General features: G+C 70.9%; 12 protein-coding genes. 6 read left to right on the forward strand and 6 right to left on the reverse strand.

Annotated elements, in window-relative coordinates:
- Window positions 1-99: 99 nt before the first annotated feature.
- Genes ACIPV1_RS16445 through ACIPV1_RS16455 form a run of 3 tightly spaced genes read left to right on the forward strand, consistent with a single transcriptional unit; the run spans window position 100 to window position 3,579 of the window.
- A complete protein-coding gene (locus tag ACIPV1_RS16445; RefSeq protein ID WP_111085915.1) occupies window positions 100-1,284 on the forward strand; it encodes an ROK family protein in 1,185 nt (394 codons plus the stop codon).
- Entirely contained in the window at window positions 1,277-2,842 is a 1,566-nt protein-coding gene (locus ACIPV1_RS16450; protein WP_402726836.1) for a M81 family metallopeptidase, read from the forward strand. The genes ACIPV1_RS16445 and ACIPV1_RS16450 overlap by 8 nt, the downstream gene beginning before the upstream one ends.
- On the forward strand, window positions 2,839-3,579 hold the full coding sequence (locus ACIPV1_RS16455; protein WP_402726837.1) for a copper homeostasis protein CutC: 741 nt from the start codon (window positions 2,839-2,841) through the stop codon (window positions 3,577-3,579). Before ACIPV1_RS16450 ends, ACIPV1_RS16455 begins: the two co-directional genes overlap by 4 nt.
- A gap of 49 nt (window positions 3,580-3,628) precedes the next feature.
- Here ACIPV1_RS16455 and ACIPV1_RS16460 read toward each other — a convergent pair whose 3' ends face one another.
- The 6 genes from ACIPV1_RS16460 to ACIPV1_RS16485 form a co-directional block, all read right to left on the reverse strand.
- Entirely contained in the window at window positions 3,629-4,168 is a 540-nt protein-coding gene (locus tag ACIPV1_RS16460) for a hypothetical protein (RefSeq protein ID WP_123937252.1), read from the reverse strand.
- Between the two features lie 2 nt (window positions 4,169-4,170).
- Window positions 4,171-5,298 carry an ImmA/IrrE family metallo-endopeptidase gene (locus ACIPV1_RS16465; protein WP_402726838.1) on the reverse strand — a complete coding sequence of 376 codons (1,128 nt, stop codon included), beginning with the start codon at window positions 5,296-5,298 and terminating at the stop codon, window positions 4,171-4,173.
- A 135-nt stretch (window positions 5,299-5,433) separates the two neighbouring features.
- Window positions 5,434-6,774: an ABC transporter substrate-binding protein gene (locus ACIPV1_RS16470; protein WP_131844876.1), complete on the reverse strand. Its 1,341-nt coding sequence runs from the start codon at window positions 6,772-6,774 to the stop codon at window positions 5,434-5,436.
- A 64-nt stretch (window positions 6,775-6,838) separates the two neighbouring features.
- Window positions 6,839-7,789, reverse strand: a complete 951-nt coding sequence (locus ACIPV1_RS16475; protein WP_243648935.1) for a carbohydrate ABC transporter permease — start codon at window positions 7,787-7,789, stop codon at window positions 6,839-6,841.
- Window positions 7,786-8,697, reverse strand: a complete 912-nt coding sequence (locus ACIPV1_RS16480; protein WP_123294575.1) for a carbohydrate ABC transporter permease — start codon at window positions 8,695-8,697, stop codon at window positions 7,786-7,788. Before ACIPV1_RS16480 ends, ACIPV1_RS16475 begins: the two co-directional genes overlap by 4 nt.
- On the reverse strand, window positions 8,694-10,727 hold the full coding sequence (locus ACIPV1_RS16485; protein WP_402726839.1) for a beta-galactosidase: 2,034 nt from the start codon (window positions 10,725-10,727) through the stop codon (window positions 8,694-8,696). The genes ACIPV1_RS16480 and ACIPV1_RS16485 overlap by 4 nt, the downstream gene beginning before the upstream one ends.
- A 216-nt stretch (window positions 10,728-10,943) precedes the next feature.
- Between ACIPV1_RS16485 and ACIPV1_RS16490 the strand changes: the two genes are divergently transcribed.
- The 3 genes from ACIPV1_RS16490 to ACIPV1_RS16500 all read left to right on the forward strand — a co-directional run bounded on the left by ACIPV1_RS16490 (window position 10,944) and on the right by ACIPV1_RS16500 (window position 14,092).
- On the forward strand, window positions 10,944-11,966 hold the full coding sequence (locus ACIPV1_RS16490) for a LacI family DNA-binding transcriptional regulator (protein WP_402726840.1): 1,023 nt from the start codon (window positions 10,944-10,946) through the stop codon (window positions 11,964-11,966).
- 81 nt (window positions 11,967-12,047) lie between these two features.
- Window positions 12,048-13,067, forward strand: a complete 1,020-nt coding sequence (locus ACIPV1_RS16495; RefSeq protein ID WP_402726841.1) for a Gfo/Idh/MocA family protein — start codon at window positions 12,048-12,050, stop codon at window positions 13,065-13,067.
- On the forward strand, window positions 13,064-14,092 hold the full coding sequence (locus tag ACIPV1_RS16500) for a Gfo/Idh/MocA family protein (protein WP_402726842.1): 1,029 nt from the start codon (window positions 13,064-13,066) through the stop codon (window positions 14,090-14,092). Before ACIPV1_RS16495 ends, ACIPV1_RS16500 begins: the two co-directional genes overlap by 4 nt.
- Window positions 14,093-14,101: the final 9 nt, after the last annotated feature.

Below are 14,101 nucleotides of genomic sequence, written 5' to 3' on the forward strand. Positions count from 1 at the left end.
TTCTGCCGTTTGGACGAAAGGGTGAACGGGCCGTTCCGCCGGTTAGGCTCCGGGTGTTCGGTCGGTTCGACCGTCGTTTCCCCCGGATTGGAGAAAGTCGTGACGGACCTCTCTGCTCGCGTCCTCGAACTCGTCGCGTCGGGTCAGGCCGCGAGTCGCACCGAGATCGCCACACTGCTCGGTGCCGCTCCGTCGACGGTGTCGCACGTCGTCACCCAGCTGCTGTCGCACGGGCTGCTCGCAGAAGAGGGCACCGACGTCTCGACCGGCGGGCGTCCCCGCAAGGTCCTCCGCATCGGCGGCGTCGACGAGTACGCGGTCGCCGCGGACGTCGGCGGCGGGCACGCGCGGGTCGGGATCGTGCTGCCGGGAGGCGCGCTCGAGTCGGTCGCGAACGTCCCGTTCGCACTCTCCGACGGTCCGACCGCCGGCCTGCAGCGACTGGCCGGCCTGCTCGAGCGGCTCGCCGACGACCGTGGCCGCGCCGGTCTACGCGGGGTCGGGCTCAGCCTGCCCGGTCCCGTCGACGTCGAGGCCGGTGTCGTCGACCTGCCGAGCCGGATGCCGGGCTGGAACGGGTTCCCGGTGGCCGCCTGGCTGTCCGACCGCTTCGGCCTGCCGGCGATCGTCGACAACGACGCGAACTGCATGGCCGCCGGCGAGCAGAGCGTGCAGCCCCCAGGACGCCGGCAGACCATCACGATCAAGGCCGGATCGGCGATCGGCGCGGGCATCGTCATCGACGGCCGCCTGTACCGCGGGTCCACGGGCTCGGCCGGGGACATCACCCACGTGCGGATCGACGCCGCCGGCGACACCCCGTGCTCGTGCGGGAACACCGGGTGCCTCGAGACCGTCGCGTCCGGAGCTGCCCTGGTGCGGATCCTGTCGGGCGCCGGGGTCGACGTCTCCTCGACCGCCGACGTCGTCCGACTCGCCTCGGACGCCCATCCCGAGGCCACCCGTGCCGTGCGCCTGGCCGGTCGGTACCTCGGCGAGGTGCTCGCGGCCAACGTGAACTTCTTCAACCCGGATGCCGTCTACCTGGGCGGCATCCTCTCCACCCTCGACCCGTTCATCGCGGCCGTGCGCAGTCAGCTCTACGAGAGCTGCCACCCGCTCATGACGCAGCACCTGGCGATCGAGCCGGTGTCGCTCGGTGCCGATGCCGGGCTCGTCGGTGCCGGGCAGTTCGCACTGCAGCGGGGCCTCGCCGCGTCGCTCGAGGAGCTGTCCACCCCCATCCCGCAGTCCACCACCAGGAACAGGAGCGTCCGTGTCTGAGACCGTGCCCGCCACCCCCGCCGTCCCCGCCGTCCCCGCCGGTGCCCGTCGTCCGGTCGTCGCCATCGCCGGACTGGCCATCGAGACGTCGACCTTCACCCCCACCCGCACCCACGCACCGGCGTTCCACCCAGACCGTGGCGACGAGGTCGTGGCGCGGTACCCGTTCCTGTCCGCGATGTCGGACGCGGCGGACTTCCGCGGGGCGCTCATCGGGCACGCGCTGCCCGGCGGCATCGTGGACCGGGCGTCGTACGAGGAGCTCGCGGCCGAGATCGTCACGCGACTGCGCGCGATCGTCGACGCCGAGCACGTGGACGGCCTCTGGTACGACATCCACGGCGCGATGGTCGTCGAGGGCCTCGACGACGCCGAGGCGGACCTGCTCGGCCGGATCCGTGCGGTGATCGGCCCGGACGTCATCGTGTCGGCGTCGATGGACCTGCACGGCAACGTCACGCGCGAGCTCGCCCACCAGGTCGACCTCGTCACCTGCTACCGGATGGCCCCGCACGAGGACGCCATGGAGACCAAGGAACGTGCCGTCCGGAACCTGGTCGACGTGCTCACCGCGCGTCCTGCCGGAGCGCAGCGCCCCGTGAAGGCCTGGATCCCGATCCCCGTCCTGCTGCCCGGCGAGCAGACCTCGACCCGCCTCGAACCCGCCGCCTCGCTGTACGCCCAGGTGCCGCTCGTCGAGCAGACCGACGGCGTGCTCGACGCCGCGATCTGGGTCGGCTACGCCTGGGCGGACCAGCCCCGCGACCAGGCCGTCACCGTCGTCACCGGGTGGGACGAGGCCGCCGTCGCCGCCGGGGCCGAGCGCCTCGCCCGTGCCTTCTGGGACGTCCGCGAGGACTTCGTCTTCGTCGCACCCACCGGCACGTTCGACGAGTGCCTGGCCGCCGCGCTCGCGCCCGGCGCCGCACACCCCTACTTCGTGTCCGACTCCGGCGACAACCCCACCGCGGGCGGCTCCGGCGACATGACCTGGGGTCTGACACAGGTGCTCGCGAACCCGGCCTTCGCGAGCGCCGACGGCCCCACCCTGATCTACGCGAGCGTCCCCGGCGCCGCCGCCGTGGCGACCGCGGTCGAGGCCGGTGTGGGTGCGACCGTCACGGTGACCGCCGGTGCGTCGGTCGATGCCGTGCACGCCGGACCGATCACCATGACCGGGCGGGTCCACGCGGTCAAGCACGGCGACCGCGACGCCGAGACCGAGGTCGTGCTGCAGGTCGGCAGCGTCTTCGCGATCCTGACGACGCTGCGCAAGCCGTACCACCACGAGCACGACTTCACCGACCTCGACCTCGCACCACGGCAGGCCGACGTCGTCGTGGTGAAGATCGGGTACCTCGAGCCGGAGCTGTTCGACATGGCCGCCGACTGGATGCTCGCGCTCACCCCGGGTGGTGTCGACCAGGACCTGCTCCGCCTCGGGCACCACAGGATCGAGCGGCCGATGTTCCCCTACGATCGAGTGTTCCCCGAGGCCCCGGACCTGACCGCCAGGATCATCCCGGCCTCGGACCAGCCACTCGGAGCCTCTGCATGACCCCTTCGCCCGTTGCACTCGAGATCGCGGTCACCTCGCCGCAGGGTGCGGTCGTCGCACGGGACGGCGGGGCCGACCGGGTCGAGCTCTGCGTCGGGCTCGAGCTCGGCGGGCTGACCCCGTCGCAGGCCCTGGTCGAGACGACCCACGAGACCGGGATCCCGGCGCACGCGCTGGTCCGGTGCCGCCCCGGCGGGTTCGTGCACACCCCCGACGAGGTCGAGCTCATGGTGCGCGAGGTCCGGACGGTCCTGCGCTCCGGTGCCGCCGGTGTCGTCGTCGGTGCGCTGCGCCCGGACCGGACCCTCGACGAGGACGCCCTGCGCCGCTTCGTCGACGCCGCCCGCTCGGTCAGCACGACCGCCGAGATCACCCTGCACCGGGCGATCGACCACGCGGTGGACCCCGTCGCCGCAGCAGCCACGCTCGCCGCCCTCGGGTTCACCCGCGTGCTGACCTCCGGCGGCGCTCCCACCGCCGGAGCCGGCGCTGCCACGATCGCGCGAATGGTCGACGCCGCCGGGCCGGTGCAGGTCATGGCCGGTGCCGGTGTCACCCCGGCCGACATCCCGGCGCTCGTCGCGACCGGTGCCGCCGCCGTGCACCTGTCGGCCAAGCGTGCCGCGCCGGACAGCGCCCACGCCGGGGTCCCGATGGGCGGCGCCGACGACGGTTCCGCGCACTTCGTGACCGACGCCGAGGTCGTGGCGGCCGCGCGACGCGCCATCGACGCCTGACACTGGTCTCAGAACAACTGCGCCAGCTCGCAGCGCGCCTCCGGTCCGATCACGACAGGTCGCGGGAGGACGTCGGCATCCTGAGGATCGGCCGATCGGCCTGCTCGATCGCGACGGCGATCGTGTAAGCCCGCTGCGCCGTCACCTCACCGAACGCGACGAGTTCCTCGAGGACAGCACGCGTGTCTCGAGTGACGATGCCCATGCGCCCGGCCACTCTGAGCGACCCGCCGTCCTCACTCATCCAGACGCTTCCCGCGAACTCCGCGCGGGTCCGGAGCAGGTGGAGCGTCTGACTCTCACCGAGGTGTTCGAGGGGCTTCTCGTCGCCACCGCCGAAGCGAGCCGTGCGCACCGCTTCGATCTGCAGCTGATCGACTACATCGCGGAACTCGATCGCCGGACCGAACCAGTCGTGGAGGTCCAGCCGGGCGAGGTTCGGAACATGGGCTGTGGAACGCTCGATCTCGAACGCAACGGCTTCCACAACCCTCCCTGCACCGTGGAGGCTGGCACGCAAGAGGTCGAGTTCGTCGACGGCAGCGAAGTTGCAGATCAGCGAGTTGTCCGGAAACCAGTGGAGCGCCACGATCAGTTCTCGGTCATGCCGGCTTCTGGGACCGGTGTCGATCCATCGTCCAGCGCGAAGAACTCCTCGGCATCCTGCGGTGCCCACCCAAGGAGCGTCGCGACGGGCTTCACCGTCGTGTCGCCGTCGCGGTAGGCATCGAGGGCAGCGTTGACGAGCAGCCAACTCGGACGTGGCTCCCCCGCAGCGTGCGACAGGTCGACGTACTCGGCCGCTTTCCCGAGCCGCATGTAGATCGAGCGAGCGCGCAGGCCGATCAGACCTGCTCGGTCGGTCTCGCCGATGTGCTTCTCGTTGAAGAGCCGCCATGCCATCGACTCGGGCGAGAGCTGGAAGTGCCCGACCAGCTCCGGGAACGCCGCTGCCGTCGAGCGCCCGCCGATCGCCGCGCTGAGTTCGTCCGCGGGGGCGAGGAAGGCCGCGGCGAAGCTGTTCGCGCGCCGCTCGACGTTCGAGCGAGCCGTCCCCATTCGTTCCTGGAGCATGCCCTGACGAGCATCACCGAAGGCGATGTGCGCGAGTTCGTGCGCGAGCGTGAACCGCTGACGCAGGGGCCGGTCGGTGGTCGCGAGGAGGATCACCCGGCAGTGCGCGTCCTCGTACGAGAGACCGTCGATCCCCTCCGGCAGGTCGGTGACGACGACCATCGCGCCGAAGACGCGTTCGATGGCCGAGATGAGATCGTGCGTCGACAGGCCGCCGAGCGGTCGACCGATCGCCGCGACGAAGCGACGCGCGAGCTCAGCCGCCTCGACCGTGTACCAGCTCGACCGTTGGGCGAGCTGCGGGAGCTCAGGCAGGACCAACGGGCGGTCGACCGCTGCGAGGCCACGAACGCCAGTGGCGAGGAGTTCGACCGTCCTCGCCCCCGCTTCGTCATCGACACCAGCGAGCCGGGCGCGCTGGGCGAACACCGGTCGGAACGGCTCACGTCCAGTGATCAGCCAATCGACGCTGCGACGGCCCACGTCGGCGATCCTGGCCAGTTCAAGGGAGGAGAACCGTCGCCGACCCGAGAGCGACTTCGAGAGTTTGCTCGCGTCGATGCCGATGGAGGCTGCGAAGTCCGCTCGCCCGAGGTCGACCGATGTGATGACGGCTTCGACACGTTGTTCCAGGGATCCGGCCATGTCGCTAGCGTACTTGCGATTATCGCAAACGGCAACACATCACATGCCGCGCTTGCCAGCGTGACCGAGCAACGGACGGGAGGCACGGTGCCCGCTGGCACCGCGCCTCCCGTCCGCCGTCAGCGCGTCAGCGCGTCAGCCCTTGACCGGGATCGACTGGGCCTTGAGCGCCGCCACCGTCTTGGACTGCCCGGACTCGAGTGCCTCGAGCAGCGTGCCGTCACCGGACGCCGCCGAGCCGAAACCGTCGGAGACGTCCGAGTAGGTCTGCGTCATCGTCGGACCCCAGGTGAAGGGCTGGATGTCCTTCGCCGCGGTCGCAAACTCCTCGTAGATCTTCTGGTTGCCGTAGAACGGGAGTCCCTCGGTCAGCGCGGGGAGCTCGGCACCGGTGGAGGACGCCGGGTAGAGGTTGGCCTCCTTGTTGAGTGCGGACAGCGCCTCGGTCGAGGTGTTCAGCCAGACCAGGAACTTCGACGCCTCGGCGGGGTGCTCGCTGCCGGCGAAGACGACGTTCGACGAACCGCCCCAGGCGGCCGACTTCGACTCGCCCTCGCTCCACTGCGGCATCGGCGCGACGGCCCACTTGCCGGAGGTCGACGGCGCACCGCTCGAGATGGTGTTCGCACCCCAGACGGCGGAGACCCAGGTCCAGTCCTGGCCGCTGTCGTACGCGGCGTTCCACTGGTCGGTGAAGCTCGGCAGGGTGTTGACGAGCTTCTTGTCGATCAGGTCCTGCCAGTAGTCGGCGACCTTCTTCGACTTCGCGTCGGTCAGGTCGACCTTCCACGAGTCACCCGAGTTCGCGAACCACTGGCCGCCGGCCTGTGACACGAGCCCGGCGAACTGGTTGACGTCACCCTTGGCGAAGTTCGTGATGTTGCCGCCGAGCGCCTTGATCTTGACGGCGTCCTCGGCGTACTCCTCCCACGTCTTCGGGGCGTCGAGCCCGGCCTTCTCGAACAGGTCCTTGCGGTAGTACAGCGCCATCGGACCGGAGTCCTGCGGCACGGCGTAGACGGACTTCGACTCGCCGAAGGTGACCTGGTTCCAGAGGCCGTCGGAGAAGTCCTTCTTCGCCGCCGAGATGCCGGAGCACGCACCGATGTCCTCGAGGCCGCCCTGCACCCGGAAGGCCGGCAGGGTGTCGTACTCGACCTGGCCGATGTCCGGCGCCTGCTTCGCCTTGAGCTGGTTGAAGAAGTTCTGGTACGTCCCGCTGTTGCCGTTCGCGACGATCGAGGTCTTCACCTGGATGTCCGGGTTCGCCTTGTTCCAGATGGCGACGACCTTGTCCATGTTCGGCACCCAGGTCGTGAAGTCGAGCGTGACCTTGCCGCTCGAGGGCTTGCAGCTCGCGGCTGCGGTGTCGGAGGAACCGCCGCCGCTGCCGCTGCCGCCGGCGCTGCAGCCGGCGAGGGCGACGGTCGCGGCGACCGCCAGGGCGGCGACGCTGAGGAACTTCGTTGTCTTCATGCTGTTTCCGTTCGGGATGTGGTGTGGCGAGGGCTGGTGTGCGGAGGGAGTGCTGGTCGGGTGGCTACTTCAGACCGCCGGACCCGAGGCCGGAGCGCCAGAAGCGCTGCAGGCTCAGGAACGCGATGAGCAGCGGGATGATCGAGACGAACGACCCGATGAGCACGAGAGTGCGCAGGTCGGGGTACTGGTTCACGCTCGAGTTCCACGTGTAGAGGCCGAGCGTGACGGGGAACAGCGACGAGTCGCGGAGCATCACGAGCGGCAGGAAGAAGTTGTTCCAGACGGCGACGAACTGGAACAGGAAGATCGTCACGAGCGCCGGCGACATGAGCCGGACGGCGACGGTGAAGAACGTGCGGACCTCGCCGGAGCCGTCGATGCGCGCGGCCTCGATGATCTCGTCGGGCACGCTCGACGCCGCGAACAACCGCGACAGGTAGACGCCGAACGGGCTGACGATGCTCGGCAGGAACACCGACCAGAACGTGTCGGTCAGGTCGACCTGGCTGAAGATGAGGAACAGCGGCAGGGCGAGCGCCGTGGCCGGCACGAGGACGCCGCCGAGGAACGTGTTGAACAGCGCCTCACGCCCACGGAACCGGTACTTGGCCAGGGCGTACCCGCACATCGCCGACAGCACGGTGCCGAGCAGCCCGGCGACACCGGCGTAGGCGATGCTGTTGAGCAGCCAGCGCAGGTAGATGCCGTCCTGCCGGGTGAACAGCTCGGCGAGGTTCGCGAAGAAGTCCTGCACCGAGGTCGCGCTGAACCACAGCGAGAACGTGGTGTTGAAGTTCGCGGCCGTCTTGGTCGACGAGACCAGCAGCCAGAAGATCGGCAGCAGGAAGTACAGGGTGAAGACACCCATCACGATCATCGCGGCGCTGCGCGAGATGACGCTCTCCCGCGGCCCGCGTGCACCGTGCTGGTGCGGACGGGAGGCCCGGTTCGGCTCGAGCGGTCGGCCCGCGTCGCGCACGGTGTCGCCCGGGGTGGGTGCGTGGACGGTCACTGGGCGGCCTTCCGCTGGGTCAGTCGGAGGAACCCGATCGACAGGATGAACGTGGCGAGGGCGAGGACGACCGAGAACGCGGCCGCCAGGTTGAAGTTCGGCACCGACGAGGTCGAGTAGACGAGCATGTTGGGCGTGAACGTTGACGAGATCGTCGAGGTGAACTGCCGGAAGACGGTCGGCTCGGTCAGCAGCTGCAGCGTCCCGATCACCGAGAACACCGCGGTCAGCACGATCGCCGGCACGACCAGGGGGATCTTGATCGACAGCGCGATCCGGAGCTGCGAGGCCCCGTCGAGCTTGGCGGCCTCGTAGATCTCGGCCGGGATCGCCAACAACGACGAGTAGATGATGAGCATGTTGTAGCCGACGAAGACCCAGGTCACGACGTTCGCGACGGCCCAGAGCACGGTGCCGGACCCCAGGAAGTCGACCTTCGAGGTCACGGCGGAGAACGGCGACAGGTCCGGGGCGTAGAGGTAGCCCCACATGATCGCGGCGATGACACCGGGGACCGCGTACGGCGCGAAGAAGGCCAGGCGGAAGAACCGCTTGCCACGCAGCAGCGGGGAGTCGAGCAGCAGCGCGAACAGGAGCGCGAGCCCGAGCATCACGGGGACCTGCACGACACCGAACAGCAGCACGCGGAGCACCGAGTCCCAGAACGCGCTGTTCTGGAACACGAGCGCGTACTGGCTCAGCCCGCCGAACACCTGTGTCGGGGCGCCGAACGTGCCCTGGCGCTCGATCTTCTGCAGCGACTGCCACACGGCGTACAGGATCGGGACGAGGTAGAACGCGGTGAACAGCAGGGCGAACGGGACCACGAAGATCGCGATCGCCAGGCGGTAGCGGGAGCCCCCGCCCCGACGACGGACGGCGCGGGGCCGCTGGGTGGTGGTGGTCATGAACGGTTCCTGTCGGTGCGGATGATCTGGGTGCTGCCGGCGTCGAGGACGGTGACGCCGTCGACGGGTCGGTCGGTGACGAGCTCGTGGCCCGTGACGGTGTGCGAGGCGGGCTGGTCGGAGTGGTTGAGCAGGAACACCCACTCGTGCTGGTCGTCGCGGCGCCGGACGACCTCGACACCCGGTGCGGTCGCGGGATCCGGGGAGACGCCGGCCTCGGCGAGCACGCGGCGGAGCAGGTCGCGCAGCGCGTCGGCCTCGAGCACGGTGGACGTGTACCAGGCGGATCCGGCGCCGTGGTCGTTGCGGGTGACCGCGGCCGAGCCGGCGAGCGGGCCCTCGGCGTACTCGACGACGCTCGTGGCGCCGCGCAGCGCGACGGGCTCCGACCACACGGTGCCGGTGGTGCCGTCGGACAGCGCGATCGCCTGGTCCGCGGCGAGCGGCAGGAACTCGTCGACCCGGATGCCGAGCAGGTCGCGGAAGGCGCCGGGGTAGCCGCCGGTGCGGACCCGGTCGCGTTCGTCGACGATCCCGCTGAAGAAGGTGACGACCGCGTGGCCACCGGCGGCGACGTGGTCGGCGATCACGGCGGCGTGCTCGTCGCGCACCAGGTAGAGCTCGGGGACGACGACCGCGGCGTAGCCGTCGAGCGGGGCGCCCGGCGCGACGACGTCGACCGTGACCCCGAGGTCCCGGAGCGCGGCGTGGAACGCGTGCACCTGCTGCAGGTACCGGAGCGCAGTGGTGGGGTGGGCCTCCAGGTCGGCGGCCCACTGGTTCTCCCAGCTGAAGACGAGCGCGACCTCGGCGACGACCCGGGATCCGCGCAGTTCGCCGAGCCGCTCGACGAGCGACCCGAGGGCGACGACCTCGCGCCAGGTGCGCGAATCGGTGCCGGCGTGCGGCAGCAGTGCAGAGTGGAACTTCTCGGAGCCCTGCACCGACGCGCGCCACTGGAAGAAGCAGACGCCGTCCGCGCCCCGGGCGATGTGCGCGACGGTGTCCTGCAGCATCTGGCCCGGTGCCTTCGCGACGTTGTGCGGCTGCCAGTTCACGGCGCCGGTCGAGTGCTCCATCAGCAGCCACGGGGCTCCGCCGGCGAGTCCGCGGGTGGTGTCCGCGGCGAAGGCGAGCTCGGCGTGCGGGCGGGGCAGGCGGTGGTCGAGGTAGTGGTCGTTCGCGATGACGTCCATGTCGGCCGTCCACGACCAGTAGTCGAGCGCGGTGATGTGCGCGGCGACCATGAAGTTCGTGGTGACGGGCTTGTCGCTCAGTTCGCGCAGCACGGCGGCCTCGGCACGGTGGTGGCCGAGGAGTTCGTCGGACGAGAACCGGTCGAAGTCGATGGTCTGCGCAGGGTTCGTGGACGACAGCGTCGCGCGGGGCGGCAGCACCTGCTCCCACGCCGAGTACCGCTGGCTCCAGAACGAGGTGCCCCACGCGGCGTTCAGTTCGTCGACGGTGCCGTAGCGGGCACGGAGCCAGCCACGGAACGCCTCGGCCGAGACGTCGCAGAAGCAGTGCGCGTTGTGGCAGCCGAGCTCGTTCGACACGTGCCAGAGCTTCACCGCGGGGTGGTCGCCGTAGCGCTCCGCCGTGGCGCGGACCAGGGCGAGGGCGAACTCGCGGTACACCGGGGAGCTCGGGCAGAACGCCTGCCGCCCGCCGGGCCAGCGCGTGGTGCCGTCCGCCGCGACGGGCAGGACCTCGGGGTGCAGCGTGGTGAGCCACGGCGGGGTCGAGGCGGTGCCGGTGCCGAGGTCGACGCCGATGCCTGCGCCGTGCAGCAGCTCGATGACGGTGTCGAGCGCGGTGAAGTCGTACTCGCCCTGACGCGGCTCGACGTGCGACCAGCCGAAGACGTTGATCGCGACCAGGTTCACCCCGGCCTCGCGCATCAGCTGGACGTCCTCGACCCAGACCGCAGGGTCCCACTGCTCGGGGTTGTAGTCGCACCCGAAGGCGAGCCCGGTCGAGCCGAGCCCGAGCGCGCCGGTGGCGGGCGTCGGCAGGGTGGTCGTGGTCACGTCAGGGTCCTCGCTGATCGGGGCGACCGCTGCCGCTCCGGTCGTTGACGACCCCTTCGACGGCGAAGGTCACCCAGGTTCTGGGAGCGCTCCCAGTCCAGCCGGATCGAACGGGTTCGGATCGTTCTGGGAGCGCTCCCAGAGTGAACACCAGAAGCGGACCGCTGTCAACAAGACGCGTGCTGGAGCCCGTCGTGGGACGGATATGGTTGCCGCATGTCCGAGGTCCGAACCGCACGCCAGCGCGCCACGATCCAGGACGTCGCCGACGAATCAGGACTCTCCCGGGGCACCGTCTCACGGGTCCTGAACGACGAACCGTACGTGTCGCCCGAAGCCCGCGAAGCCGTGCAGGCAGCCGTCCGGCGCGTCGGCTACGTGCGCAGCGCGGCGGCCCGGAGCCTGGTCACCCGACGCTCCGGAGCGATCGCCCTGATCGTGCACGAGCCGTCGATCCAGGTGCTCGACGACCCGAACATCGGCAACATCCTGATCGGCACCAACACGGTGCTGTCGCAGGCCGACCAGCAGCTCGTCACGATCATGGTCGACTCGGCCCGCGACAACGAGCGCGTCGTCGAGTACCTGCGCGGCGGGTTCGTCGACGGTGCCATCGTGCTGTCCGCCCGCGACGGCGACCCGATCACCCGGGCGATCGAGGAGATCGGCATGCCGGCGTGCTTCGTCGGCCACCCGTCCGACGCCGCGAACATCTCGTACATCGGCATCGACAACCGCGCGGCCGCCGAGCAGATCACCCGGCGCCTGGTCGCCACCGGCCGGAAGCGGATCGGCATGCTCGCGTCCGGACTCGACCGCGACTCGGGGCAGGACCGACTGGCCGGCTTCACCGCGGCCCTCGGCGACCGCTTCGACCCCGAGCTGGTGGCCCGCAACCCGCTGTTCAGCTACACCGCCGGCGCCGACGGCATGCGTGAGCTCCTCGACCGGGCCCCCGACCTCGACGGGGTGTTCGCCGCCTCGGACGCCGTGGCTGCCGGCGCGATGGACGTCCTGCAGCGCAGCGGCCGGTCGGTCCCCGGTGACGTCGGCGTGGTCGGCTTCGACGACAGCGCCTGGGCACTGCGTTGCGATCCGCCGCTGTCGACGGTCCGGCAACCCGCGCACACCCTCGGCGAGAGCGCGGCGCAGCAGGTACTCGCGCAGATCGCCGGTGCCGACGAGGGCCCGCACGGGCTCATCCTGCCGACCGAGGTGGTCTGGCGCGGCTCCGCCTGAGCACCACCCTCCGACCGTCGGCTCGGTAGCATGGCCCGGTCCCCGTCACCGTCGACCGGTCCAGCCCGCGAAGGAGCCCCGATGCCCCCGACCCCTCCCCGGATCGGCCTCGTCGGCGCCGGCGGCATCGCCCACGCGCACATGCCCGGCCTGCTCCGGCTCGGCCCGGTCGTCGTGTACGCGCAGGACGGTGCGCAAGATCTGGCCGCCGCGTTCGCCGCGGCAGCCGCCGCCGCGGGGTCGTCGATCACCGTCGTCGACTCGCTCGACGACCTGTTCGCGGCCGTCGACGTCGTGGACGTGGTGACGCCGACCTTCGCCCACGCCGAGGTCGTGCGGGCCGCACTCGCCGCCGGCAAGGACGTCGTGTCGGAGAAGCCCCTCGCCCGGACCGACGCCGACGCTGCGGACCTGGTGGCCCGTGCGCGGGACGCCGGCCGACAGCTCTTCCCGGCCCACGTGGTGCGATTCTTCCCCGCGTACGTGCGCCTGCACGACGCCGTCACCACGGGCCTCCTGGGCGACCTGGCCGTCCTGCGGTTCGTGCGCTCCGGGGCGTTCCCGATCCGCACCGCGTGGTTCGCCGACCGGGCACTGTCCGGCGGCATCGTGATGGACCAGATGATCCACGACCTCGACATCGCGCGGTGGGTCGCCGGGCCGGTCAGCACGGTGTCGGCGGTCGGAGTCCGTGCCGGCACCGAGGCCGAGCCGGTGGAGGCAGCACACGTCCTGCTCACGCACGAGTCCGGGGCGATCAGCCACGTCGCCGGGATCTGGGGACCGCAGCACCTCGCGTTCTCGACCGAGTACTCGGTGACGGGCACGCGCGGCAGCCTGGCGCACCGGTCGCTCGACGAACAGGACTACGTCGCCGACCTCGCGGTACCCGACGCCGCGGACGGCTTCCTGCCCGAGGTCGACCCCGCCGACGACCCGTACGGGCTCGAGCTGGCCGAGTTCCTCGGGGCGTTCGCCGGCGGTGCCGCTCCGCGGGTGACGGCGGCGGACGGCGCCGAGGCGGTCCGGATCGCGAACGCGGCACTCGAGTCGATGGACACCGGGCAGCCGGTGTCCCTGACGACGGGGGCTCTCGCGTGACCGCTCTGAAGATCGCCGTGATGTCGTTCGCCCACACCCACGCGATCGGCTACCTCACCGCCCTCGCCGCGATGCCCGGGGTCGAGGTCCGCGGTGCCGACCCGGGCGGCGTCAGCACGGGGGAGACGGTCGTCGAGCTGCGCGGCCGCGACCTGGCCGACGAGCTCGGGGTCGACTACGCGGAGACGTACGACGAGCTGCTCGCCTGGGGCCCGGACGCCGTCGTCGTCACGAGCGAGAACGCCCGGCACCGCGAACTCGTCGAGGCCGCGACCGCCGCCGGTGCGCACGTCCTGTGCGAGAAGCCGCTCGCGACCACATGGGAGGACGGCCTCGCGATCCGCGACGCCGTCGAGGCGGCGGGCGTCATGCTCATGGTGGCGTTCCCGGTGCGGTTCACCTCGGCGTTCGACAAGCTCCGCGCGGCGCACGACTCCGGAGCACTCGGGCAGCTGTTCTCGATCCGCGGCGCGAACAACGGCATGCTCCCCCTGACCCGGTCGTGGTTCACCGAGCCGGAGCTGTCCGGCGGCGGCGCGATCGTCGACCACGTCGTGCACATCGCGGACCTGCTCGAGGGCCTGATGGGGTCGGCACCCGTCACCGTGACCGCGGTGGCGAACCGCACGCTGCACGCGGCCCGGGCGCAAGCGGAGACCGCCGGACTCGTCACGATCACGTACGCGAACGGCGTCGTCGCGGCGATCGACTGCTCGTGGAGCAAGCCGGACACCTCGGCGGTGTGGGGTGGGCTGACGCTCGACGTCGCCGGGACGGGCGGCACGGTGTCGCTCGACTTCTTCGGGGCGGCTGCTCGCGGGATCGTCGCGGAGACCGGGCTGCCGATCGAGTCCCGTTACGGTGCCGACCCCGACGCCGTGATGCTCCGGAGGTTCGTCGACGCCGTCCGGTCGGGCGTGCAGCCGCAGCCGGACGTGCACGTCGGTCTGCGGACCCTGTCGATCGTGCTCGCCGCGCAGGAGTCGGTGGCCTCGGGCCGCACCGTGCCGGTACCCGCCGAGTAACGACACGAC

This window comes from Curtobacterium sp. NPDC089991, from assembly GCF_044748425.1.
Lineage (GTDB): Bacteria > Actinomycetota > Actinomycetes > Actinomycetales > Microbacteriaceae > Curtobacterium.